Origin of the sequence: Carboxylicivirga marina (assembly GCF_016612505.1) — a bacterium.
GTDB lineage: Bacteria > Bacteroidota > Bacteroidia > Bacteroidales > Marinilabiliaceae > Carboxylicivirga > Carboxylicivirga marina.
In genome coordinates this window covers 46,833-72,959 of sequence record NZ_JAENRR010000022.1, presented here as the reverse complement: position 1 = coordinate 72,959, position 26,127 = coordinate 46,833, and the positions used below count along the sequence as shown (strand labels likewise).

The window sequence follows — 26,127 nt, the reverse complement described above, 5'->3', positions numbered from 1 at the left end:
TAATGAATTAACAAAGCGAATCATGCTTCTTTTTGCTTGACATTCAGCGTTTTAACTTACGTGGGAAACATCAGTTAAAGGTCTTATCCAAGCCAAACTCGGTCTTTAAAATTCCATTTACTCTTTCTGCAATGGCATTGTCATAAGGAGAACCGGATTCGGTCATGCTAATTTTTACCGATTCTTTATTCAGGATATTAACGTAGTCATGGCAACAATATTGGATTCCTCGATCTGAATGATGAATTAAAGACGTGTCTTTCTCCCTGTTTCTCAAGGCCATCTCCAATGCTATTACACAACCAATGCTTTCCAAAGTTTTATACAGGCAATGTCCTACAATCTTCTTTGAATAAGCATCTGTAATTAGCGATAGGTAGCTAAATCCCCCAGCAATTGAGATGTATGTTATGTCGCTCACCCATAGTCGCTCTGACTCCTCTACACAAAGTCCGTTAATCAAATTTGGGTATTTTCGATACCAATGATTGGAGTTTGTCGTCCTGGCATAACGTTTTTTGTTTTGGATGATTAAATTATGATCCTGCAAGAGGCCATGCAAGGCATCACGCCCCATTTTTATGCTGTGTGTTTCCATGAAAGGTTGTAGCAAAAACATAAGCTTCCTGGTGCCTAATTTGGGCATTTCCCTGCGCATCATTTTTACCATTTCCAAAACCATCATTTGTTCCGATTCCCTTTTATTGCTGAACCATAATTTATCGTAATAAGCATGTCGAGTTTTACCAAACAGACCACAAAGGCGCTCGACTCCAACCTTTGGGTAAACCTTCCGCAGTTCCTCTACTGTTTGGTGCCATACTTTTTTCTGATTGATACATTTAAATCTTTTTCTGCTAGATTTATCATCGTTTCTAACCCGGCAATCTTTAACCTGGCATCTTCAAGCTCTTTTATGAACTCTGCATTACCTTCACTAATTTTCTTAATTGTTTTTTCGCTTACTGGTCTCATTTTCACTGTTCTTGTTTGATTTAAATTACAAGAATACAGTTTTTCCCATCTTCGAAATGTCGTAGCAGTTATTCCTACCTCTTCGCAATATTGTTTGACCGTTTGCTCTTCAGGATTATATTCTGATAAAATCTTTATCTTTTGTTGCGGAGCTAGGTGCTCTCGCTTCTGAGATAGGTATTCTTCTTTATTTTCTCCGAATTTTATTAACCATTTGGTGATGTTGGATTTATGACGGATATTATATTTAATCATAACATCGTCAATGCTGATTTCACCGCTTTCAATTTTTGAAACAAGCTCTCGTTTGACTTTATCCGGTAAAACCTTAAATATTTTACCATTAGGACCTCTCTGTTCGTAACCAAGATTTTCTTTTTGTCTCATCCTAAATGCTCTTTTTGTGTATAGCTATTTTAGGACAAGACAAATTCATCCTGAACAGAATCGACCACTTGCATTAATTCAGTAGGGAATACATTTCCCCTAGTAATTGTATTGGCTTCTATTTTTATTTGAGCGCCTTGACCTTGGCAATTCAATTTAACATCGGTTCCTCCATTTAAAGGAACGGTGTTGATTGTAATCCCCGGTACATTTTTTCTATATCTGCCTTGATTCTTCCTAAACCTTCCTGAATATTTTTGAGGGCTTCGGCTCTGGAATCGAGAGGCAAATAAGTCAGGTCAATATCAACTGACAAACGAGGCATTTCCCTAATAAAAAGGTTAATCGCCGTACCTCCTTTTAGTGCGAATATTTCTTCTTTCGCTACGTAAGGAAGAACTTGTAACAATAAATCTACTTGGGCTCTATAAACTGGGGATATCATAATTCTGCTAATTCTTTTGGTATGGTAATCTTATACTTTGAGCTGTATGCTCCACTTTCTGTTATCATCCGGTCTCCGCTACCTAAATCTATTTTATCTGTTTTCAGGAATTGAAGCCATTGATGATTTGCCTTTTCTGACATATAAAGGAAGAGGCGTTTTACTTTTACCGAGTTGCAAGTTGACAAAAGCTCGCTCACGAGTCTCGGCTTTAGGTTAACCAGTCCTTCCAAAACCTTATAACATTCGACAAGATCTGCATGTTGCGGTGCTAAAAACAAGCATTCCAATATGGCACGTTCGGGTGTTGATACATTAACTTTTGTATCTTTTATCTCCAATTCCTTGACGCCCGTATTTTCTGGAAGAAATGAAGTAGGTTTCTGAAACAGTTCTACATTCCAGTTGTAATTTGTAAACCAGTTAGGCATTCTGGTTTGCAGGGGAGAAAAGAGATATAACGTTTCCTTACTTAATCTGAAATAGTGGCTGAATCCATGTAAGATTAATGCGGTTAAACCTCCTGCATGAACTTTGATATTTAGTTGGTTTTGCAGAGCATTCACACCTGCCTGCCATTCTAACAAATCTCCCGGCTTTTTATAGGCCCCTCTTCCTAACGGTTCTATCCATCCACTTTCCTGATAGTATCTTCGCAGATGTCTGGAAACGCCATTTTCATCCAATACTGCTGCTGTTAACACATTATTGGGCTGTAATAAATTAAAAAGCTTCTTTAATTTTGTGTCATTATGCGTAGTCATACTACTCAATTTTACACAAAGATAAAGAGAAAGTTTGACAAAAAAACACAATAGCTTTAATAATATTCATTAATGAGTAGCTAAACTACGCAAAAATCCATATTTATAAAGTTATTTATACTCTTTTCGTTGTCAAAAGCAATTAACCTATAAGCAAAATCAAATACTTTATTATCAATATGGGTTTCTGTCAAAGGAATCTTTCTTAAAATACTTGACCCAAAATTCATTTTTAGGTTCAGTTCCTTTTTGCTACTTTTGAAGGGAAATGAGTTCATTAAAACGCATTTGAAACGGGCATTTTTTAGCCTATTTTGGTGGACTTACAGAGGACTTTAAAAATTGATTTCGTAAAATATTGAGAATTGGGCACTTAAAGTAAATTTTCAGTTCCCTCTCTCTCTCTCCGACGATAGCGAAAGCAATTTTAGAAAAAGCCTTGTAAATCAATACTTACAGGGTTTTTTAATGCGCAATATTTTGCAAAAAGATGTAAAATATTCCAACCATGTATTGCAAGGATGCACTGTATGGTAAAAATAGGGCTTATAAGCAGATAAAAAGATTATGCAGAGGTAAATGCCAAAAAGCATTATTTAACGGAAATATACGCCATCAATTTTAGCTCAGAGCAGTTCTCTGTTACAAACCCATATGAGTGATGGACAAATACGTAATGGAAAGAGCACAGATATTGTTTGAGCTATATTCAGATATAGAGAAAGCATATCAATTGTACTGCAATTTGTAAGAAATATACAATCGATTGATAACACCGGAAGTGGCCAGAATCAGAATGGCCCATTATTTTAGAGAAGTCGCAGATGTAAAGTTTTTCCTTTACTGATTGTGTGAAATTTATGCCTTAAGCCAGAATTTGAAGCTACTCAATGAATTTGCATCAATTATTTTAGGGCTATATAAAGGCAACAAAAAAGCTTCCATGTAAACATAGAAGCTTTTTAGCTATAATTTGTATTTCAAAAATTACTTCTTGAAATATTCTTTTGCCATTTCGTTAGGTACAATCTCTTCACGGAAAGTATAAGCTCCCGTTTTCTCAGATTTTACCATTTTAATCACTTTAGTGTGACCTTTACCTTCACCTTTTTGCAATGATGCTACTGCTTTCTTTGCCATGGTTAATCAGTTTATTTGATTTCGCGGTGTAAAGTTACACGCTTCAAAATCGGATTATACTTTTTTAACTCCATGCGATCAGGAGTATTTTTTCTGTTCTTAACGGTAATATATCGGCTAGTTCCTGGTTGTCCGCTTTCTTTGTGCTCAGTGCACTCCAAAATAACCTGAACGCGATTACCTTTTGCTTTCTTTGCCATTTCTACTCCTTATTAATAGTTAGCAATAAATCCTTTATCTTTTGCCTGCTTAAGGGCTGACAACAAACCAACTTTGTTGATCATGCGTAAACCTGCAGCAGATACTCTAATGCTTACCCAACGATCTTCCTCAGGTAAGTAGAATTTCTTCTTGAAAAGATTAATATCGAATCTTCTCTTGGTTCTTCTCTTTGAGTGAGAAACATTATTTCCCACCATGAATGATTTACCAGTTATTTGACATACTCTTGACATCGCTCAACAGTTTTTTTTCGGATACATTTTTCAAACAGAGCGCAAAATAAGGCATTTTTCTCGGATAATACAAACATTGAAACTTATAATTCAATAGTTTTTTTCATTTTTCCTTCAACTTCTGCAATTCTCCAAAAATCCACCTATTATTTCGCTTTTAATGCAATTTGTTATTTATTTTTTGAAGTAACATAATTAAGCCAGCATCTGAAGCTCTTTGTATGTTTCTACTTCTTATTTTTCCAAAGTTATAACAATGGCTCATAACACCAAAATCACCTGCTATGGCTATCCAAACAGCTCCCACTGGTTTTTCATCTGTTCCACCGTCAGGACCAGCAATACCCGATGTTGCAATGGCATAATCCGTTTTCATTAATTCCTTTACTCCTCGTGCCATTTGCTCAACCACTTGCTTACTTACCGCACCAAATTGCTCCAGGGCTTCATTGTCAACATTTAGCACCTGTGCTTTAATAGCATTATCATAAGCCACAATTCCTCCTTTAAAATAAACCGAACTACCGGGTACACTTGTCAGTAAATGCCCAATATTTCCACCAGTACAACTTTCTGCAACAGAAATAGTCCTATTGAGTTCTTTAAGCTTATCCCCAATTAACTTATTGGCAGGTACATCTTTCTCAGCAAAAACATTCTGTCCTACAATGGCATGAAGTGAGTCTTTCAATAAATTAAAATCCTCATGTGCCCTCTCCTCATTATCTGTTTTAGCTGTTAATCGAAGACGTATTTTTCCAGGGCTTGGTAAATATGCTAATGACATATATTCAGGAATCGTGTCCTCCCACCCTTCTAACTTTTCTGCCAATACCGCTTCTGGAATGTTAAATATCTGAATGGTTTGATGAAGGATATGACCCGTTTTATACTTTTTCTTTAAGCGCGGAATAATTTCATTTCTCATCGCCGTTTTCATTTCACCCGGTACACCAGGCATAGAGACAATCACTTTACCTTCCTCATCAAACCACATTACCGGAGCAGTACCAACCGGATTGTTTATAAGCTCACAACACTCTGGCACATAGGCCTGACTTTCGTTTTGCTTATTAATCCCTTTAACACGCCCCTTTAGCAAACGAGTCATATTATCATGGGCTTCTTGACTATAAATCAGGCGAGAATTGAAAATACTTGCTAATGTTTCTTTGGTAATATCATCTTTAGTTGGTCCTATCCCTCCAGTTAACAATACAACATCTACTCGCGACATGGCTTCAGTTAAAGCACTTGTTATTGCCTCTCTCGTATCTTGAATAGATGTAATTCGATGAACATCAAAGCCTGCATCATTTAGCTGCTGGCCCATCCAGGCCGAATTGGTGTCAATCACCTGCCCTATCAACAACTCATTACCTATTGTAATTATCTCTATTTGCATGGAAGAACGAATTTACTGGTTATTCTTATTTATAGCCCTGATGCGCTGCACCAATGGCGGATGAGAATAATGAAAGAACACAAACAAAGGATGTGGCGTGAGATTACTTAAAGCATTGGATGAAATCGTTTTCAAACCACTTATCAGGGCTTTCCCTAAACCAAAATCATTGGCATAAGCATCTGCTGCATATTCATTCTTTCGCGATAGAATCGTCATGAAAATTCCTGCAATAAAAGAAACCGGTGTATACAAAATCCCAAAAGCCAATATCCCAATATGGAAATTAGGCTCGGCCACACCTAAAGCCTGTGATAAAAGAGGTGAACCTACTACTAAACCGAATATAAACAGAATAATTCCCATTTGAAGCACGCCAGTAATGGTTCCCCATAAGGTATGTTTCAGTTTATAATGGCCAACTTCATGTGCCAGTACAGCTACAATTTCCTCTATATCCAAATCTTTAATCAAGGTATCATAAAGAACAATACGCTTTCGTGCACCTAAACCGCTAAAAAAAGCATTGGCTTTAGTACTGCGCTTAGAGCCATCCATCACATATACATTATCGAGTTTAAAACCTGCTTTTAATGAGAATGCTTCAATAGCATCACGCAACTCCCCTTGCTCTAAAGGAGTCTGCTTATTAAACAATGGCAAAATAAGTGTCGTATAAAACATGGTCATAAAAATGGTAAAACCACTAATTACCAACCAGGCATATAACCAGAATAGTTCCCCGGCAATGCTATACAACCAAATTACCAATGCCATTAACGGACCGCCGATTAAAACAGACAGTAACATGGACTTAAATAAATCCAGAATAAAAGTAAGTGGCGTAGTTTTATTAAAGCCGAATCGCTCTTCAATAACAAATGTGCCATAAATACTAAAAGGTAAACTTATAACAGAGGAACCTAAACCAATTATTGCAAAGAACAGAAGTGATTGAAAGGTTGCATTGCCACTCAATTCAGTCACCCAACCGTTAATAAGTGCAAAGCCGCCAAGTGCCAACATAGCAATCATGATAACAAAGCTTAGCACTTCACTTAGTAAACCAAAACTGTAGTTTGCTTTCTTATATTCCTGTTGCTTACGGTATTTATCCTCATCGTACACACCCTCTAATTCCTGAGGTATTTTGTCTTTTACGTTTTTATGATTCAAATAATCGAGCCACTGATCAAAAAGAAACTGCCATGTTATAATGGCTATAATGATGTAAAATATTAATTCCGCGTTCATATTTTTAGTTTTTAAATTGCAAAAGTACAAAAAGCTTCGTCTGATGACTCAGAAAAGGTTTCAATCATTTTATGCATTGATAAAAAATTGGCATTATGAATTCACCCAAATTCCAACAGCTTGATTAAACGCTTGTGCAATTTTCTGTTTCAACTCTGTATTTTGAGCGTATTTTTGATTCATTTCGAATTCAATCCCGAGGTATTTTTCGGTTTCAATATCCCTGAAATACCGCACAAATCCATCGGGTTTTCCTCTGAACGGATAATTAAAGCGAACCCGGTAGCCTGGTAATAAGTTTTTCAACTCAGACTTCCAAACTTGAGCAAATAGCTTCTCTTCTTCCCTTTCCGGATTGTATAAAATACCAAAATCGGTCTGTCTGATTTCCCCACTTAGTTCGGAAGTAAACGAGTGAACCGATAGGTGAAGAACTTTCGTTTTTTTTTGCCACAATTGACTTATTACCCTTTCAAATGGGCGACGAAAAGCATAATAGTACTCATCAAGAATTTGTGCTTTCTTCGCTTTTGATAAAACCTTAGTAAACTCAGAAAATAATGTCCTTCGATAAAGCGAACGATTAATGTCAACCAATAAACGACTGGTTGTAGCACTTTGTTTGTAAACTATATAGCCTGAATCTATCAAGTCAAACAATTCCCGTGCCCCTACATCATAACCACGGTGAGAATTTAGCACATCTTTCGCATTTTCAAACAGGCTTTTATACTCAACTGGCACCTCATTTCCGCCGTGCTCACAACTTAGAACAACAGCTTTCTTGTTGGTCATTTCTATTTCTTTAGTTGCTTAATCAGCTGATCGCGATTTAATATTTTAATACTTTTCCCTTTGGCTTCAATAATGTTTTCATTGTGCAAATCACGTAATGCCCTTCCGAGCGATGGGCGTGTTACGCCAAACATATTAGCTAGTTCTTCCTGGCTTTTTGATAAGATCATTTCGCCATCAACAGGACCTGATAGTTGCAATAAATAGTGTGCAATTTTTCCGCGTATCGTTTGAAAAGACAGAAAGCGAATCTTATCTGATAAGAATTGTGTTTTACTCGAAATAATGTTCATCATGTTTTTAAGAACCAACGAACTTATTTGCATTAACTCTATGACTGATTTTTTGGGAAGATGCAAAATCTCAACAGCATTATTAGCCACAATATTTACAGGGCATTCATTGTTTTCGCCAAATAGAAATGCAATAGCTAATGGCTTTGGAGGTTCAATGTCTTCAATTTTAATGGCTTTACCCGAATAATCGATCATTTCACCTTTGACACTTCCCTTTAGCATTATCATCAGCGATCGGCACTCATCTCCACTTTGGGCAATCATATTCCCTTTCTCATATTTTTTCACCTGATAAGGAATCTCTTCAAGTAATTGACTTACACCCTTATAATCAATACCTTTAAACAATGGGCATTTAGTTAGTATCTCCATGTATTAAGTAATTTTGTACCAAATTATAAATTAATTTCGATTTTGTAACAATTGTTACAGTCTTCGAGGCAAAGTCAACCTACATTTGCCAATGTAAAAAATGATAAAACAGCAGAATGATGATAAGAGACGTAGTTAAAATAGACGAAGACAAATGTAACGGATGTGGTGTTTGTATTCCTTCATGCCATGAAGGTGCTTTGCAAATAATTGATGGTAAAGCTCGTTTAATTAGCGACTTAATGTGCGACGGTTTAGGCGCCTGCTTAAATCATTGTCCGCAAGATGCCATGACCATTGAAAAACGTGAAGCAGAGCCTTATGATGAGATTAAGGTGATGGAGATTATGGTGGATAAAGGCATCAATACTGTAGTAGCGCATTTAAAACATTTAAAAGAACATAACGAGATAACTTTTTTGAAACAAGCTGTTAACTGGCTAAAAGAGAACGAAAGCCAATTATCGTTTAAAGTAGATGATGTTATTCGTCAAGTACATAAACCTCAAGTATCAGTTATGCAACAAGGACATGCAGGCGGTGGTTGCCCCGGTTCGGCAGCACGCTCAATAGAACGACCAAGTGCAGCACCAGTCGCTTCGGAAGGCAATGGAGATGCACCATCGGAATTAAGACAATGGCCAGTGCAGATGCACTTAGTGAATCCAATGGCACCATATTTTAGAGATTCTGATATGGTATTAGCAGCCGACTGTGTGGCATTTGCCATGGGTAACTTCCACAGTAAATTCCTTAAAGGACGAAGTGTAGGAATAGCCTGCCCTAAGTTAGATAATAACCAGGAAGTTTATGTCGATAAGCTGGTACAGATGATTGACCAGGCCAAAATAAACACTATGACAGTGGCTATTATGCAGGTTCCATGTTGCGGCGGATTATTGCAACAAGCCAAAATGGCTGTCGAAAAAGCGAGCAGAAAAATTCCTTTGAAGCTGGCAATGATTTCAATCGAAGGAGAAATATTAAAGGAAGAGTGGGTGTAAATTGGGCAAGGGAAAATAAGCAGGGATTACAATTGTCATTCCTGCTTCTGCCAGGCATTTACACATTAAAATATTGGGTTAGGTAGTAAGTGAGGGATGTCTTAACCGTCCAACTTAGGGGTAGTCACCTCATTCGAGACATTTCTCACTTTTTTACTAAAGAAAATTTAATCACAATCAATAACTAAAAGACCGATAATCATGAGTATGTTTTGTTACCAATGTCAAGAAGCAGCAAAAGGAACTGGCTGTGAAATTAAAGGAGTTTGCGGAAAAACCTCCGATGTAGCTAATCTACAGGATTTACTATTATACACCGCTAAAGGTGTTGCTGTTTTAAGCCAATTAGCTGATGAAAAAGGCATTGAGCAGGCTAAGGCTAATAAATACATCATCGATTCGATGTTTATTACCATTACTAACGCTAATTTTGATCGTAACAAAATTGCTGCGAAAGTAAATGAAGGTTATGCCATTCAGGATGAAATCAAATCTCAACTTGGAGCAACTGCTGAGCTTCACGACTGTGCCGTTTACCGTGCAGCAAACGAAAATGAGATGGAATCAAAAGCTTTACTAATTGGTATTCTATCAATTGAAAATGAAGATATCCGCTCATTAAAAGAATTATTAACCTATGGATTAAAAGGCATGGCTGCTTATGGTGAGCACGCCTGGAACCTAGGTTACGAAAATGAAGAAATTTACAGTTTTGCAAAGAAAGCATTGGTAGCGACTATTTCAGAAGAAATTTCTGCTGATGAATTGGTAGGCTTAGTGCTTGAATGCGGTAAGTTTGGTGTTGATGTAATGGCATTGCTAGACAAAGCTAACACTGAGTCGTTTGGCAATCCTGAAATTACTTCAGTAAACATTGGTGTTAAAAATAACCCGGCAATCTTAATTAGTGGTCACGACTTAAAAGATTTAGAAGAATTATTGGAGCAAACACAAGGTACTGGTGTTGATGTATACACACATAGCGAAATGTTACCTGCTCACTACTATCCTAAATTTAAGAAGTACGAAAACTTCGTTGGTAACTACGGTAGTGCATGGTGGAAACAAACCACTGAATTTGAATCTTTCAATGGCCCTATTCTATTCACCACTAACTGTATTGTTCCGCCAAAGGCATCATATAAAGATCGCGTATACACAACCGGAGCATCAGGTTTTGACGGATGTGTACACTTTGCAGACCGCGTAGATGGGAAAGCGAAAGATTTCTCTGCTATCATTGAGCATGCTAAAAAATGTGCCGCACCAACAGAAATCGAAACTGGTGAGATCGTAGGTGGATTTGCACATAATCAGGTATTACAATTAGCTGACAAAGTAGTAGAAGCTGTTAAAGGCGGTGCCATCAAGAAATTTGTTGTTATGGCAGGATGTGACGGACGTATGAATGACCGTAACTACTATACTGATTTCGCTAATGAATTACCTCAAGATACTGTCATCCTAACTGCTGGCTGTGCTAAATACCGTTACAACAAATTGCCTTTGGGTGATATCGGTGGCATACCTCGTGTATTGGATGCCGGTCAATGTAATGACTCATACAGCTTAGCTGTTACAGCACTTAAATTAAAAGAAGTATTTGAATTGGAAGACATCAATGACCTTCCAATAGTCTATAACATTGCATGGTATGAGCAAAAAGCAGTAATTGTATTACTTGCATTACTACACTTAGGTGTTAAAAACATCAACCTTGGGCCAACATTGCCAGCATTCTTATCTCCAAATGTTGCAAAAATATTAATTGAAACCTTCGGAATTGGTGGAATCAGCACCGTGAAAGAAGACATTGAAAAGTGGATTAACTAGTAAATAATCTATACAGTATAGAATTTTAAAAACCTGCATCTTCATTTTAAAGATGCAGGCTTTTAGGTATATCATTCCCTTATTCGTCAGTTATTTAGAATAAATATTAATAAGTATTTAAATGCTTAAATATTTGTTAAAACACTCTGAAAACCACTATCTTAATATCACTAATCTAAATCAAATATTTTATGAGTAAAAAATTGATTGATTTCCTCAAACCTCCTGAACACTGGAATGTACCGGTTCTTTTAGCAGCTGGTGTGTTTGTTGGTTTAGGCTTCTATGTGTTTTATGTTTCCAGGGCTCATTCCTATTTATCAGATGATCCTAAAACATGCGTTAATTGCCACATTATGGCACCGCAATATGCCACATGGAGCCATAGTGCGCACCGCGAAGTTGCCACTTGCAGTGATTGTCATGTACCTCATGACAATGTATTTAATACTTATTATTTCAAGGCAAAAGACGGAATGCGTCATGCATCTGTTTTTACGATGCGAGCTGAGCCTCAGGTTATCTTCATAAAAGAAGAAGGCCAGAAAGTGGTACAGCAAAATTGCGTGCGTTGTCATGAACAACTCATTACTGATGATAAGCTTTTGGTGCAAACACCAGATGTTCATCAGAATATTGGCGATCGTTTTTGTTGGGAGTGTCATCGCGAGACACCTCACGGACGTGTCAATAGCTTATCAAGCGTACCACATGCCAGGGTGCCGGTTCCAGAGAGCCCTCTACCCGACTGGCTTCAAAAATTAAATGAATAAAACCTAAATCAAGAAAATATTATGAAACCAATACGTGAACAAATAAAAGACAAACCCTGGCTAGGCTGGGCTATATTTTTATTGACTATAGTTGTTGTATTTTTACTTGGCCTGCTAGCTTCTTCTGTCATAGAACGTCGTGCCGAGGCTGTTTTTGCATATACTCCAAAGGTAAAACATGCACCAACTGAACCTCGTAATGAAGTTTGGGGTCAAAACTTCCCAAAGCAATATCAGTCGTATATGAATACCAAAGACACCACTTTTGCCAGCAAATACAATGGTGCTGCTATGATTGATATGTTAGAGGTTGATCCTCGATTAGTTGTACTTTGGGCCGGATACGGATTTGCCAAAGATTACAATCAGGGCCGCGGTCATATGTATGCTATCGAAGACATTCAGAAGACTTTACGTACAGGTGGTCCAACGGAAGAAAAACATAGTGGAATGCCAAACACTTGCTGGACATGCAAAAGCCCTGACGTACCACGTTTAATGGCAGAAATGGGTCCTGCTGAATTTTACAAAGGCAAATGGGATGAAAAAGGTCATGAAGTAATGAATAACATCGGTTGTGCCGATTGTCATGATTCAGAAACAATGAACCTAAAGATTACACGCCCTGCTCTTGTTGAGGCTTTTGAAAGAATGGGAAAAGATATCAACGATGCTTCTCATCAGGAAATGCGTTCTTTAGTTTGTGCTCAGTGTCACGTTGAGTATTACTTCAATAAAAAATCACATCCAGGCTCTCCATACCTAACTTTCCCATGGGATAAGGGTATGTCGGCTGAAGCAATGGAAGAGTATTATGATGAAATTGAGTTTGCCGACTGGACACACAAATTGAGTAAAGCGCCAATGCTTAAAGCTCAACATCCTGGTTACGAAGTATATTTAACGGGTGTTCATGCTAAGCGTGGTGTATCTTGTGCCGATTGTCACATGCCTTATAAGAGCGAAGGCGGAACTAAATTCACCGATCACCACATCCAGAGCCCTCTAAATAATGTTGCTAACTCATGTCAGGTTTGTCACCGCGAAGAAACAGCAAGCTTAATAGAAGATGTTTACGAGCGTCAGGATCGCATTATTGAAAACCGCGACAAATTAGAAGAACTGGTTGTTCGCATGCATGTTGAAGCGAAAACGGCCTGGGATCTTGGTGCTACTGAAGAGCAGATGGATGACATTTTAACCGATATCCGTCATGCACAATGGCGTTGGGATTATGCAGCAGCCAGCCATGGTGGTTCATTCCATTCACCTGTAGAAACAAGCCGTGTAATAGCGACTGGTATTACTGTTGCACAAGAAGGTCGTATTAAATTGGCACGCTTATTAGCTGACCTGGGTCATAATGAAGAAGTACCTTATCCGGATATCTCAACCAAAACAAAAGCACAGGAATTCATTGGCTTACCAGTAGAACAACTTCAGGCTGAGAAAGATGAATTTTTGAAGACGCTATTACCAAAATGGCAAGAAGAAGCTAAGCAGCGAGAAGCTGGTTACACGACTTCCATGAAATAATTACATAAAAACTCCATCCGGTGCCATACTCCTAACAAGGCCGGATGGACTTTTTTTTATCATCCTAAATCAAAAATCATGAAGATTAGAAATATATTATTACTTGCAGTTTTATTGCTGGCGAGCAGCACTCTAGATGCTCAGGTGAAATTTTCGGCTGAAGTCAGACCGCGAACAGAATACAATCACGGAGTTAAAACACCTGCATTTGAAAATCAAGATGCATCTATAATCACCAGCCAGAGAACACGATTAAACCTCGATTTTAAAAATGAATCCTTTGCTGTAGGGGTCGTTCTACAAGATGTTCGCAAATGGGGTGAAGAGAAGCAATTAACAACGAATGGAAATAATGTTGTATATCTACATCAGGCTTGGGCCGAATGGTTTATGAATGATAAATTATCATTAAAAGCTGGTCGCCAACAACTGGTATATGATGATCACCGCATACTTGGCAGTGTAGGATGGGCTCAGCAAGCACGCTCCCATGATGTTGCCCTTTTAAAGTATACTAGCAAAATTAATGTTCATTTTGGTTTCGCCTATCACAATCAAAATCTAAATAACAATATCTATACAGGACCCGATGCGTACAAACGGATGCAATTCATTTGGTTAAATCACAAAGGAAAATCTTATTCAGCAAGCGTATTATTGCTTAACAATGGTAAACCTCAAAACTTAGAATTTGCTAATGGTTCTATTACAAAGCAGGATATTATTTGTAGCCGTACATTAGGAACACATATCAAAACAACATTAGGAGGCGTAAAACTCGCTGGAAATTTCTACTATCAATTCGGTGAGGAAGTGCTTAAGAACAACTTCGGTACACCAGATGACAAAGTAGATTTATCAGCCTATAACTTCTCCGTTGATGCGACAATGCCCCTTGGCGATAAAGTAAACATTGGAGCAGGTTATGAATTGCTTTCAGGTACGGATCAAACTGGCGCTGATAAACTCAACTCTTTTACTCCTCTTTACGGCACCAATCACAAATTCAATGGATTTATGGACTATTTTTATGTAGGCAACCATGGTAATAATGTTGGTTTGAATGACTTATATGTGAATGGTAATTTTAAACCAGGCAAAGTAAAATTTAATGGTGCTATTCACTTTTTTAGTGCTGATGGCAAAATTGACAACTTTGACCAAGGCTTAGGTACTGAAATTGATCTATGGTGCGGTTACTCACATAATGGTCAGGTACAATTAGATTTTGGTTACTCACATATGTTTGCTACAGATGCATTATACGCTATCAAAGGTGTCGTAGAAAATAACACTGGTAACAACTGGGCTTGGGTTCAGTTAACATTCAAGCCAACCTTATTTGAGTCTAAGAAAGACTAATTTTGCAAGGATTATGCAATGCTAAACATTGTATTTTTTGGTATAAACCTATTTTATAAAAAACAGACTTTGCTTAAGCAAGCGAATGCTACCTTGTTCAAAAGACAGGTTTCGCTCATTTAAGCAAAGTCAGTTTTTTTCATTGGGCAAGCTTCGCTTACATAAGCAAACGTTCCTTTTTGTATGGAGAAGCTTTCGCTTAACAAAGCAAAACCTTCTTTTTCCGTCAGGGAGCCTTCACTTCATTAAGCAAAGTTTGTTTTTTGCAACTGGAAAGGTTTAAACAAATTAGCGAAGCTTACTTTTTACAAAAAGTGCTTACAACAACTTGTAGTTTACTCAATTATTAAACAAACTCCTCTTCAAAGACTTATAAGTGCATAATTCTGACTATAAAACAAGAGCCACTCTCATTATGAAAGCGGCTCTTTGCTTATAAATAGATTAATGTAATCAAACTGAATTTCTACTGGCATTAATATTACCAAATAATGAACGCATCACCATTCGTTCATATAAAGCCAGGTGCTCATCTTCAGGTTTATCCTGATATTTTTGAATTTCAATGAGTGCATATTGCTGAATGGCCAACAATGGAAGTACAACGCTTTCACGCAGTTTAATACTATTTCGGCTTCTGGCATTATCTTCCAATAACTCTTTATCGCCAGATACCTTTAACACCATCTCTCTTGTCAACAAATATTCATTGTAGATGATTTTCCAGAAATCACCAAACTTCTCATCATTCTCCATATACTTAGTCAATGCAAAGTTTGTTTTACTCATACTCTGCATACTATTCGATATCAAAGCCTTAAAGAATATTGATGAATTATGTAACTCCTTACAATCATCCAGATTACCTGCTTCTTCCTGCTCTTTTAGTGCTGTTCCTAAACCGTAGAAACCAGGCACATTCTGCTTCAATTGACTCCAGGCTCCCACAAAAGGAATCGCCCTTAAATCATCAAATTCAAGCTTATCACTTGCACCTCTCTTTGATGGTCGACTACCAATATTTGCCAGTCCATAGTATTTCAATGTACTTCGCTCTTCCAGGAAAGGAATAAATAAAGGATGGGCTTTTAAGGCAGCATACTTGTCATAGCCACTTTCCGACATTTGTTGAATCAGCCCTCTTTGACTTTCGCTTAAATCAGAATCTGTACGGTTAAATAAATTATTCTCAAAGCCTGCTGTCATCAGGTGCCCCAGGTTATGTGTAGCAGCCTCTTTAATGCCGTAATGAGAGCTAATGGTTTGCCCCTGAATAGTCAGCTGTATCTGGTGACTATCAATTGTTTTTCCTAATGCCGAATAAAACAAATGCGTATTACCACCACCACGTGCCGGGGGGCCTCCTCGCCCATCGAAGAAAACAACTTCAATATCACATTCACGTGAAATCATTGAAATATCTTCTTTTGCACGATAGATACCCCAGTTAGCCATCAGATATCCACCATCCTTTGTACCGTCTGAGAATCCAAGCATAACCGTCTGACGGTTTTTACGATTGGCTAAATGCGTTTTATACTTTGGATGATTATAGAGCGTCTTCATGGATTGACCTGCTCCCTTAAGATCATCAACCGTTTCAAATAATGGCACCACATCTAATGACAATGGCTCATCGCCCCAGCTGCATAATCGTGCCAGGGAAACTACTTTGGCAATATCAATGGCCCCGCGGCAATTACTGATAATATAACGATGCGCAGCACGCTGTCCGTTTTCGTTTTGAATGCTACGAATCGCTTTCATCGATTCTAAAGTGTCACGCACTAAATCATCTTCAAATACACTGGTATCAATGCGACCTTTAACTTTCAACAATAAGTTTAATTGCTCTTTTTCGGTTAATTCCCACATGTTATCCGGAAATAACCCCGGATTAACACGCATCACCTCATTAAAAGCCTTGCCAATTATTCGGCTATCCTGTCGAATATCAATACTAGCAAAGAAAAAGCCAAATTGCTTTATCTTCCGTTTAAATGATTTTACTTTATCTATAAACAAGCTTTGATGTTCATCTTTAAGCAATTTCTCAACCTTATCTAGCTGCGATAATAAGTGATTTACATCAATATTCTTCTCACCATTAGCATTGGTCAGCTCTTCGCTAAATTGCTCATCCAATTCGTTTAAAATATCATAAACACCTTCAAAGCTCATTCGACGCTTGATGGCTTTTAGCTCGTTATGGTAACAGGTAGCCAATGTAAAACGTAGCTTTCGGGCTACTTTTAATGTCGTATCGACCTTCACAAACGGATTACCATCACGATCGCCTCCAGGCCAAAAACCCATGGTGACTAATTCTTTGTTGTGATCTATTTTACCGGGGAAAAACTCATCAATTCGATCCAGTAACTGCCCAACTGCCGAATAAAAAATATTACCTAAATACCAGGTGAGCGCCATGGCCTCATCATAGGCCGATGGTTTTTTCTTGCGATAAAAAGGTGTTTTACCCAATTGCTGCAGCAAATCGCGTGCATACCCTACTTCATCATTCGTGATAGCCTCAGTTAAATCTGTTGAGATAGCCAGTACGCGCCCCGGGTAAAACTGTGTTGGGTGAGCTGTAAGAACCACCCGGATTCCAAATGTGTCGAGGAGCTCTTCCATTTGTTCTTCCAGGTTGCGATTTTCAACCTTTTGCTTTATTCTCCCCCACGAATCTGAATCATTAATACGATGTATTTTAGTATAGGCTGCTTCTTCAAGTGCATCAATCAATACAATCTGACGTTCGACGTATTGAATGATTTTAAACAAAAAAGAAATACGTTCTCTTTCGGTTAAATCTGGTTTATGTTCTTTAAAAAAACTATTAATGATGGCCGAAGGTGATTCTCCGCTGTCGAATCCATTCTCACAGGCTTCTTTTAACAATGGCAACAATAATCCGGTTTGTTGTACTGCATCCAATGGAAGTGTGAGAAATAAACTATTATAAAGCTGGTACTTAAGCTCAACCAACTCACGATAAGACCTCTCAATTTGGTTCATTCGAAATATATTTGTGTATTGTTAACTATTGAAAAAGATTAGCTTATAAATCAAAAGCAATAACCTCTTCTTTATAACAAATACAAAGATAAGATGTTTTTAAAAGCAATACTATAACGAAATATTTCTTTAATATTTTTTAAGCTTTTACTCAAGTTGAAGGTTTAAGAACAATGAGATATTAATTTAAAAAGAAGTTAACTGATTATTATGGTATTTTTCTACCTTTGTAGCTTGTAATTTTCGCTCGTATTGAGCAATTGAAAAAACTTATAAAATTATTGTTGTGCCGGAAACAAGATATGTATTTGTAACCGGAGGTGTTGCCTCCTCATTGGGAAAAGGAATTATATCAGCTTCATTAGCAAAATTATTACAGGCAAGAGGCTATAAAGTAACCATTCAAAAGCTTGATCCTTATTTAAATGTTGACCCGGGAACACTAAATCCGTATGAGCATGGTGAATGTTATGTAACCGAAGATGGTGCAGAAACAGATTTAGATCTAGGGCATTACGAGCGTTTTTTGAATGTTCCTACATCACAAGCTAATAATGTTACTACAGGACGCATTTACCAAAACGTTATTAATAAGGAGCGTAAAGGAGATTACCTTGGTAAAACTGTTCAGATTATCCCACATATTACCGATGAAATCAAACGCAATATAAAGCTACTTGGTACCAAGAATAAATATGACTTTGTAATTACAGAGATAGGTGGTACTGTTGGCGACATTGAATCCTTACCTTATGTTGAGGCTGTTCGTCAGTTAAAATGGGAATTAGGAAATCATGCAGCAGTTGTACACTTAACTTTGGTACCTTTCTTAAGTGCATCGGGCGAATTAAAAACGAAACCAACACAGCATTCAGTAAAGCAATTGCTTGAAAATGGTATTCAGCCAGATGTATTGGTCTTACGAACTGAAAAAGAATTATCGCAAGATATTCGTCGCAAGGTGGCTTTGTTTTGTAATGTTGACAGTAAAGCCGTTATTCAGTCAATTGATGTTAAAACAATCTATGAAGTTCCTGTTAAAATGCAGGAAGAAGGATTAGATGAAATTGTGCTGAAGAAAGTTGATTTGCCAATCGATGAAAAACCTGCTTTAAAAGACTGGAAAGGCTTTTTGAACAAACTATACAAGGCTGAAAAAACGGTTAAAATTGGATTGGTTGGTAAATATGTAGAATTAGCTGATGCCTACAAATCAATTATTGAAGCCTTGCATCATGCAGGAACCTACAACAACCGTAAAGCTAAAGTTGAGTTAATTCATTCTGAAGAAATCAACGATAATAATGCTGCAGAAAAACTTAAAGGCTTAGATGGTGTATTAGTGGCTCCAGGCTTTGGTCATCGTGGTATTGAAGGAAAGTTATCAGCCATTAAATATGTTCGCGAGAACAACATTCCTTTCTTAGGAATTTGCTTGGGAATGCAATGTGCCGTTATTGAATATGCCCGCAATGTATTAAAGTTAGGTGAAGCTAACTCACGCGAAATGAATGAACGCACGCCAAATGCAGTTATCGACTTGATGGAAGATCAAAAGAATGTGACCGACATGGGTGGAACCATGCGATTAGGAGCTTACGATTGCAATCTTAAAAAAGGCACAAAGTCATTTGAAGCATATGGCAAAGATGATGTTAAGGAGCGTCACCGTCATCGTTATGAATTTAATAACGAATACCTCGACCAATACGAAAAGGCAGGTATGAAAGCTGCTGGATGCAATCCGGAAACAGGACTGGTTGAAATCATGGAATTACCAGAACACAAATGGTTTGTTGGTGTTCAGTTCCATCCTGAATACAGCAGTACAGTCTTAAAGCCACATCCTATTTTTATGGCCTTTATAAAAGCCGCAATTCAAGAATAAACTAACACACAAAGAAATAAAATGGATAGAAATTCGATAACCGGAATTGTACTTATCACCGTTATTCTGGGTTTCTTCTGGTGGATAAACAAACCATCGGAAGAACAACAAGCCGAACAGCAGCGTCGACGTGACTCTATCGCTTTGGTAGAAAAAGTTAGGCTCGAAGCTGAAGCCCAAGCCGATGCTGCCAGAAAAGTAGAAGCAGAACAGGAAGTTGTTGAGAAAGACCCTGCTACCATTGCAGCTGAAAAAGCAAGCAAATATGGTTTCTTCGCTTCAGCAGCGGATGGTCAGCAGTCATTTGTGACGCTTGAAAACAATCTGATTAAAATGAAAATATCAACCAAAGGTGCTCGCATCTATTCGGTTGAATTAAAAGAATACAATAATCACGAAGGCAACCCGGTTGTCTTAATGCATGGTGACCAAAATAAGTTTGGTTTTTACTTTACACATAGTAACCGTAATTTCCATACCAATAATTTATATTTTGATGTAGCCTCAACCTCGTCTGACAAAGCTGATTTTGTGGTGAATGCAGAAGAAGGACAAATGACCTTCTCATACACCCTACCAGATAACAGCTACATGGCCGATTTCAATATTACAACTCGTAATATGGCCAGTATCATGTCAACCAATACCGGTTCTTTAGGTATTGAGTGGAATATGCGTATGGATGCGCAAGAGAAAGCTCCTGATTTTGAGCGTCAGCGTTCGGGTGTTTATTTCAAATATGATCAGGAAGATGTTGACCATATTAATGCAGCCAGCTCAGATAGTGAGAAATTAAGTACCAAAGTACAATGGGTAGCTTTTAAAGACCAGTTTTTCTCATCCGTGTTTATTTCAAAAGATAACTTCTTAAGCGGAGAAGTATCAACTGAAGCACCTGAAGAAAAAAGTGATGAATTAATTATGAATGCCAAAGCATTGGTGAATGTACCTTACTCAGGTAATGACAATTTGGCGTTTCAGTTTTATTTCGGACCTAATGACTTTAAAACCTTAAAACCATTCGAAGAGGAATATCAACTTCGTAAATTAGTTTATCTGGGTTGGGGACCATTACGCATCATTAATTTAGGTGTTATTGAGGTCTTCCATTTCTTCGAAGGTTTTATTAGCAACTATGGTTTAATTATTCTGTTATTAACCATTCTGATTAAACTACTCCTCTTCCCTCTTACATATAAATCATATGTTTCTACGGCTAAAATGAAAGTGTTAAAGCCACAGATTGAAGAGATAAATAATAAGATACCGAAGGATAAAGCAATGGAGCGCCAGCAAGCGACTATGGCGCTATATCGTAAGGCAGGTGTAAACCCTATGGGTGGATGTTTACCTATGTTATTGCAGATGCCAATCCTGTTTGCGATGTTCCAATTCTTCCCGGCATCTATTGAGTTACGTGGCGAAGCATTTTTATGGGCAGATGATTTATCATCGTATGATTCAATCTTCCAACTTCCATTTGAAATCCCATTTTATGGCGACCATGTTAGTTTATTCTGTTTATTAATGTCCATCACTAATATTGTGTATACTCGTATCAATCAGGAAATGACTCAAAGCAGTCAGCAAATGCCTGGTATGAAAGGTATGATGTACATGATGCCAGTGATGTTCTTGTTCTTCTTTAATAATTATGCATCGGGATTAAGTTACTATTACTTTATCTCAACATTAATCACTATCGGACAGACTTTATTAATCCGTCGATTTGTTGATGAGGATGCACTATTGGCAAAACTAAATGCCAATAAGAAGAAGCCAAGCAAGAAATCGAAATTCCAGCAGCGACTAGAAGATATGCAAAAGCAACAAGCACAAGCTGGTAAAAAAGGTAAGAGAAAATAACACTTAATGTGTATGATAAAATAAAGCCGTTTGATAATCATCAAACGGCTTTATTATTATATGTTTTATTTATTCTGAAGCATTATTCTTGTTGCCCTGGCGCAAGCTTTTAGGCAAATGAGGCATATTCGGAATTGGAGGTAATAGCTCCTTTAATTCCATCAAAGGGTCTAAGAAATTCTTGCGAAAATCAGCAGGTGGAACAATCACACGTAACGAAAGCGGATGAATCCTTATTTCAGCCTTTTTACCAAGCTCTACAGGTTCGCCATCTAAATGACCTAATAGCGTATTATCACTTTCAATGATAATATCCTTAGCTTTCGTCACCACATCATATCGCCGCTGATCAACACTTTGGTCCAGAATACTTATTAACAAAGAAGGCCCGTCATAAAACGGAAATTCCTTGATAATACAAACATCAATTAAGCCATCATCGATTTTGGCCTGCGGTGCAATATGAATATTATTACCCCACTGCGATGAATTAGCAAATGTGATCATAAAAGCAGGTAGCTCAAATGTTTTTCCATCGATAGAAATACGATAAACTGACGCCTTGTATTTTGCGTATTCAAGAGCAATTAACTTTACATATCCTGCAGGCCCGCGATTCTTTTGTTTGGCAAACTTATGGCTTATATGGGCATCAAAACCGATACCGGTAACATTCAATGAAACCTGATCATTGACTTTTAGAGTGTCAATTTTTTTTATCTCCATGTGGTTAATCACCTGAATAGCTCTATTAACCTTTAATGGAATATCTAAATACCGCGCCAGGCCATTTCCCGAACCTGTTGGAATTATTGCTAAGGCAGTAGTTGTATTGATTAAGGCCGAACCAACCTCATTAACAGTTCCATCACCACCAACTGCAACAACGACATCAAATTTATCAATGGCTTTCTGAGCCAACTCCCTGGCATGACCAGCATATTCGGTATAGGCTATTTCTACCTCTATCCTATCGTGTGCAATTTCACTCTCAACAGCTTGCTCAACTGTTTTCTGCTTTCCAATTCCTGAAATTGGATTGATAAGAAATAGTACGCGATTTTTCATTTCAACTTATGAATTAGCTTTATAGCGAACTGTTATTTACGCTTCTGACCTCTTGTTTTTGGCTTCTTATATTTGGCTGCAAGTTTCCTGCGATAAGAACCTCCCTGATTAGTCTTGTTGTTTTTATCTTTCTTTTCGTGGAAAGCCGCACCCTTCTGGACAGTAATTTTTGGCGTTTTAACCAACTTCATTCCTGCCAGAATTTCTTTCTCCGATTCTAACAAACGTTCGCTTTCATTAACCTCCACAGGCATGGGATGCAACACCACCTCTTTCTTCATTAAACGCTGAATAGAAGCCCAAATCTCTTCATCATTTTCAGTAACAAAAGCAATTGACATACCATCAGATTCAGCACGACCTGTACGGCCAATTCGGTGAATATAAGATTCGGCTGTTTCGGGTAAGTCATAGTTCACTACATGGCTTACTTGTGAGATATCCATACCACGTGCAATCAAATCTGTGGCAATCAATACACGGCTTTTACCTTCCAAAAACTCCTCAACCATACGAAATCGGAAATTTTGCGATTTATTAGAATGTATGACACCAATTTGTTCTGGATATTCGGCATTTAATTCATCAAATAGCAAATCGGCAAGGCTTTTATTCTGAACGAAAACCAATACCTTTTCCATCGTTTTATCACTCCCCAGCAAGTGAACCAACAAATTGCGTTTGGTATAAAAATTCGGAACGATATAACCAGTCTGAAATATTTTCTCCAATGGCGTTCCTGTTGCCGCTACTTCAACCCTGATTGGGTTATAAAACCATTGATTAATTAAGGTCTCCACATCGTCGGTAACTGTGGCTGAAAACATCAGGTTTTGACGTTTATCAGGTAATAACTCCTGAATTTGCTCTAATTGTGCTCTAAAGCCAAGGTTGAGCATTTCATCCACTTCATCAATTACCAGTTTCTGGATAGTTTTAAGTCTTAGTACACCCGTTAAGCACAGGTCAATCAAGCGTCCTGGTGTAGCAACCAGAATATCCAAACCTGCATACACAAGTTCTTTCTGCGTATTTATATTCGTACCACCATACACCCCACCAACTCTAACGCTCATGTATTCGGTCATCTTACGAAACTCACCTGCGACTTGCTCTACCAGCTCCCTCGTTGGAACCAATACCAGCACACGCGGATGTTTTTTTTCTGAATACTTTAATTGACGTAGAATAGGTAATATATAAGCAAAGGTTTTACCAGTTCCTGTTTGCGCAATTCCTACCACATCTTTTCCCGACATAATTACCGGAAAAGCTTTTTCCTGAATGGGCGTTGCATCAGTTAAACCAATATCTTCCAAGGCATTTAGAAGAACGGTATTAATATTTAAGTCTGTAAACTTCAATGTCCAATAATTTAGTTTGTTGCAAAAGTAATGGCTTTATATAACTAATCCGATATTTCAATAATGAATTATTAACTAATTATTGCCGAAAACAATCATTTTGCCAACAAATGATTTTTCTGTGTCATCACGTTTATTTTTTTAACACATTTTGAGATAACCTTTTACACATACTTTCGTAATACTTTTCTGATGAAGAGTTGGGTTAAAAATAATCTGGCAGCCAGCGAGTTTCAGTTAGATGATGGATTGAACTATTGGCGCGAGAAGATTTACAAGAGTATAATACTAATAGTATCCATTGTTGGATTACCAGCATATGCCTTTGGCATGTATATGAGTATAGTACATAAAGTGTATTCAGTTGCTATAATTGATACAGTCGTTTATGCTTCACTTTTATACTTATGGCTTAAGAACCCTTTTAAGCTTCGCACAAAAGTACACATACTTATTTGTCTACCTCTTATCGTTGGATGTTCTCTTATTCTAATTTTAGGCCCTAAAGGAGCAGGATTCAGCTACTTTATCGGTTTTATGATACTGACATCCATTTTAATGGGTATACGAGGTGTAATATATGGCCTTAGCTTACATATCTGTTTCACCTCTATAGTTGCATTTGGCCTATATTATGGATGGTTTCCAAATTTAGGTGTAAACCTTTACAGCACTATGGATTGGCTTACTATAGCTATTAATTCTCTTGTTGTTTGTTCTATTACCTCAATACCACTATCTATTTTAATAAAAGGACTTGGCGATTATATCAAAAAACACAATGTGCTAGAAAAAGTACTGAAAGAGAAGATAATACAATTAAACAGTGCCAAGAATGAAGCCGAAAAAGCAAATGATTTAAAAACAAAGTTTCTGGCCAATATGAGCCATGAAGTTCGCACGCCTTTAAACGTTATCATGGGTTTTTCAGAAATTGTACAAAATGGTATGTACAATGATAAAGCGGAAAGAAATCAATTTCTTCGAACAATTAGTATTAACGGCCATTATCTGCTTAATGTGATTGAAAACATCCTTGATATCTCTATGATTGAATCGAATCAATTTAAGTATAGTATCCATGAAGTTGGTGTATTAAGCATTATAAATGAACTAAAAGAAGTATATCAACTCAAAAAAACAGATTTGGAGATAAGCTTTGCCAATACCAGTCATAAAGAAGAGCTATTAATAACAAGCGATGAAACACGCCTGAAGCAAGTATTGATTAACCTCATTAACAACGCGATTAAATATACCGAAAAAGGCAGTGTAAAAGTTGATTATAATACAAATGCCTCACATGTAATTTTTAGAGTTAGTGACACAGGAGTAGGAATACACCCTGATAACATTGAAACGATATTTGAACGCTTTGTAAAGATTGAGGGTGAAAACACGGTAAAAGATGGTACTGGTTTAGGATTGGCCATTTCAAAAAGCATCATAGAAACACTGGGTGGGGAACTAGCCGTGAGTTCAGAATTATCTAAAGGGTCGGTATTTACAGTTACATTACCATTACAAACTGCCAAAACACTTCCATCTTCTAACAGCGAAAATGCTTTGACAGCTTAATTTGATTACTGCTCGTAATTATAACTCACCATCCAGTTAATACCATATTTATCAGTAAACATGCCAAACAAAGAACCCCAAAAGGTTTTTTCAAGTGGCATATTAACCTGACCTCCTTCTGATAATCCTTCAAATAGCCGTTTTGCTTCATCTTCAGTATCAGCATTAATTGAAACTGAAATATTGTTACCAACTATACAAGGCGGGCCAAACGCTGGTGATGAATCACTACCCATCAATACAGTTTCTTTACTTATCTGCAGAGATACATGCATTATTTTATCAGCCTCCGAATCAGGAATCGGATGTTCTGATGGCATTTCCTTAAAACGACTCAGGTTTTCAAATTCACCACCAAAAATCGTTTTATAAAAGTTAAAAGCCTCTTCGCAATTACCTTCATAAGTAATGTATGGATTTACTGTTGCCATAACGTATACTTTTAAATTATTTAGAAAGAATAAAAATAAGAATAATATCAGTAATATTCCAATTTGATGACTTATGTACCACTAGCAGTTGACACGGTTTTTAATTCATAGTAAA

Annotated in this window: 23 protein-coding genes; 8 read left to right on the top strand and 15 right to left on the bottom strand. The window is 37.4% G+C overall.

Going from position 1 to position 26,127, the window contains the following annotated elements; genetic code table 11:
- Positions 1-70: 70 nt before the first annotated feature.
- From JIV24_RS10890 to JIV24_RS10840, 11 genes are all read right to left on the bottom strand, one after another.
- Complete coding sequence (locus JIV24_RS10890; RefSeq protein ID WP_234445792.1) at positions 71-799, bottom strand: IS3 family transposase; 729 nt, start codon at positions 797-799, stop codon at positions 71-73.
- Between the two features lie 5 nt (positions 800-804).
- Positions 805-1,362 (bottom strand): transposase, encoded by a 558-nt coding sequence (locus JIV24_RS10885; protein ID WP_200465066.1) that lies wholly within the window; start codon positions 1,360-1,362, stop codon positions 805-807.
- Between the two features lie 175 nt (positions 1,363-1,537).
- Positions 1,538-1,807: a nucleotidyl transferase AbiEii/AbiGii toxin family protein gene (locus JIV24_RS10880; RefSeq protein WP_200465065.1), complete on the bottom strand. Its 270-nt coding sequence runs from the start codon at positions 1,805-1,807 to the stop codon at positions 1,538-1,540.
- Complete coding sequence (locus JIV24_RS10875; protein WP_200465064.1) at positions 1,804-2,571, bottom strand: type IV toxin-antitoxin system AbiEi family antitoxin; 768 nt, start codon at positions 2,569-2,571, stop codon at positions 1,804-1,806. The genes JIV24_RS10880 and JIV24_RS10875 overlap by 4 nt, the downstream gene beginning before the upstream one ends.
- Before the next feature lie 987 nt (positions 2,572-3,558).
- Complete coding sequence (locus JIV24_RS10870; protein ID WP_200465063.1) at positions 3,559-3,711, bottom strand: DUF4295 domain-containing protein; 153 nt, start codon at positions 3,709-3,711, stop codon at positions 3,559-3,561.
- 11 nt (positions 3,712-3,722) lie between these two features.
- Positions 3,723-3,911, bottom strand: coding sequence for a 50S ribosomal protein L33 (gene rpmG, locus JIV24_RS10865; RefSeq protein ID WP_200465062.1), 189 nt, complete (start codon positions 3,909-3,911; stop codon positions 3,723-3,725).
- Between the two features lie 12 nt (positions 3,912-3,923).
- A complete protein-coding gene (rpmB, locus tag JIV24_RS10860; protein ID WP_200465061.1) occupies positions 3,924-4,166 on the bottom strand; it encodes a 50S ribosomal protein L28 in 243 nt (80 codons plus the stop codon).
- Between the two features lie 157 nt (positions 4,167-4,323).
- Entirely contained in the window at positions 4,324-5,571 is a 1,248-nt protein-coding gene (locus tag JIV24_RS10855; protein ID WP_200465060.1) for a competence/damage-inducible protein A, read from the bottom strand.
- Positions 5,572-5,583: 12 nt separating this feature from the next.
- On the bottom strand, positions 5,584-6,825 hold the full coding sequence (locus tag JIV24_RS10850) for a M48 family metallopeptidase (protein WP_200465059.1): 1,242 nt from the start codon (positions 6,823-6,825) through the stop codon (positions 5,584-5,586).
- 93 nt (positions 6,826-6,918) lie between these two features.
- Positions 6,919-7,620, bottom strand: a complete 702-nt coding sequence (locus JIV24_RS10845) for an N-formylglutamate amidohydrolase (RefSeq protein WP_200465058.1) — start codon at positions 7,618-7,620, stop codon at positions 6,919-6,921.
- A gap of 2 nt (positions 7,621-7,622) precedes the next feature.
- Positions 7,623-8,288: a Crp/Fnr family transcriptional regulator gene (locus JIV24_RS10840; protein ID WP_200465057.1), complete on the bottom strand. Its 666-nt coding sequence runs from the start codon at positions 8,286-8,288 to the stop codon at positions 7,623-7,625.
- A 119-nt stretch (positions 8,289-8,407) separates the two neighbouring features.
- Between JIV24_RS10840 and JIV24_RS10835 the strand changes: the two genes are divergently transcribed.
- The 5 genes from JIV24_RS10835 to JIV24_RS10815 all read left to right on the top strand — a co-directional run bounded on the left by JIV24_RS10835 (position 8,408) and on the right by JIV24_RS10815 (position 14,796).
- Entirely contained in the window at positions 8,408-9,292 is an 885-nt protein-coding gene (locus tag JIV24_RS10835) for an ATP-binding protein (protein WP_200465067.1), read from the top strand.
- A 201-nt stretch (positions 9,293-9,493) separates the two neighbouring features.
- Complete coding sequence (gene hcp / locus JIV24_RS10830; RefSeq protein WP_200465056.1) at positions 9,494-11,125, top strand: hydroxylamine reductase; 1,632 nt, start codon at positions 9,494-9,496, stop codon at positions 11,123-11,125.
- A 191-nt stretch (positions 11,126-11,316) separates the two neighbouring features.
- Entirely contained in the window at positions 11,317-11,898 is a 582-nt protein-coding gene (gene nrfH / locus JIV24_RS10825) for a cytochrome c nitrite reductase small subunit (protein WP_200465055.1), read from the top strand.
- Positions 11,899-11,919: 21 nt separating this feature from the next.
- The gene (gene nrfA, locus JIV24_RS10820) at positions 11,920-13,434 is read left to right on the top strand and encodes an ammonia-forming cytochrome c nitrite reductase (RefSeq protein WP_200465054.1); all 1,515 of its coding nucleotides are present in this window, start codon (positions 11,920-11,922) and stop codon (positions 13,432-13,434) included.
- A 78-nt stretch (positions 13,435-13,512) separates the two neighbouring features.
- Entirely contained in the window at positions 13,513-14,796 is a 1,284-nt protein-coding gene (locus JIV24_RS10815; RefSeq protein ID WP_200465053.1) for an alginate export family protein, read from the top strand.
- 453 nt (positions 14,797-15,249) lie between these two features.
- Here JIV24_RS10815 and JIV24_RS10810 read toward each other — a convergent pair whose 3' ends face one another.
- Positions 15,250-17,817, bottom strand: a complete 2,568-nt coding sequence (locus JIV24_RS10810) for a phosphoenolpyruvate carboxylase (protein ID WP_200465052.1) — start codon at positions 17,815-17,817, stop codon at positions 15,250-15,252.
- 286 nt (positions 17,818-18,103) lie between these two features.
- Here JIV24_RS10810 and JIV24_RS10805 point away from each other — a divergent pair, with 286 nt between their 5' ends.
- The gene (locus JIV24_RS10805) at positions 18,104-19,705 is read left to right on the top strand and encodes a CTP synthase (protein WP_200465051.1); all 1,602 of its coding nucleotides are present in this window, start codon (positions 18,104-18,106) and stop codon (positions 19,703-19,705) included.
- A 21-nt stretch (positions 19,706-19,726) separates the two neighbouring features.
- The gene (gene yidC / locus JIV24_RS10800; RefSeq protein WP_200465050.1) at positions 19,727-21,571 is read left to right on the top strand and encodes a membrane protein insertase YidC; all 1,845 of its coding nucleotides are present in this window, start codon (positions 19,727-19,729) and stop codon (positions 21,569-21,571) included.
- A 69-nt stretch (positions 21,572-21,640) separates the two neighbouring features.
- Here the strand turns inward: yidC and JIV24_RS10795 are convergent, their stop codons facing one another.
- Both JIV24_RS10795 and JIV24_RS10790 read right to left on the bottom strand, forming a co-directional pair.
- Positions 21,641-22,639 carry a diacylglycerol/lipid kinase family protein gene (locus JIV24_RS10795; RefSeq protein ID WP_200465049.1) on the bottom strand — a complete coding sequence of 333 codons (999 nt, stop codon included), beginning with the start codon at positions 22,637-22,639 and terminating at the stop codon, positions 21,641-21,643.
- A 32-nt stretch (positions 22,640-22,671) separates the two neighbouring features.
- Positions 22,672-24,003 (bottom strand): DEAD/DEAH box helicase, encoded by a 1,332-nt coding sequence (locus JIV24_RS10790; protein ID WP_200465048.1) that lies wholly within the window; start codon positions 24,001-24,003, stop codon positions 22,672-22,674.
- Positions 24,004-24,195: 192 nt separating this feature from the next.
- On the opposite strand from JIV24_RS10790, the gene JIV24_RS10785 reads away from it, so the two are divergent.
- Positions 24,196-25,581 carry a sensor histidine kinase gene (locus JIV24_RS10785; RefSeq protein ID WP_200465047.1) on the top strand — a complete coding sequence of 462 codons (1,386 nt, stop codon included), beginning with the start codon at positions 24,196-24,198 and terminating at the stop codon, positions 25,579-25,581.
- 5 nt (positions 25,582-25,586) lie between these two features.
- On the opposite strand, the gene JIV24_RS10780 is transcribed toward JIV24_RS10785, so the two are convergent.
- A complete protein-coding gene (locus JIV24_RS10780; protein ID WP_200465046.1) occupies positions 25,587-26,012 on the bottom strand; it encodes a VOC family protein in 426 nt (141 codons plus the stop codon).
- Between the last annotated feature and the right edge of the window lie 115 nt (positions 26,013-26,127).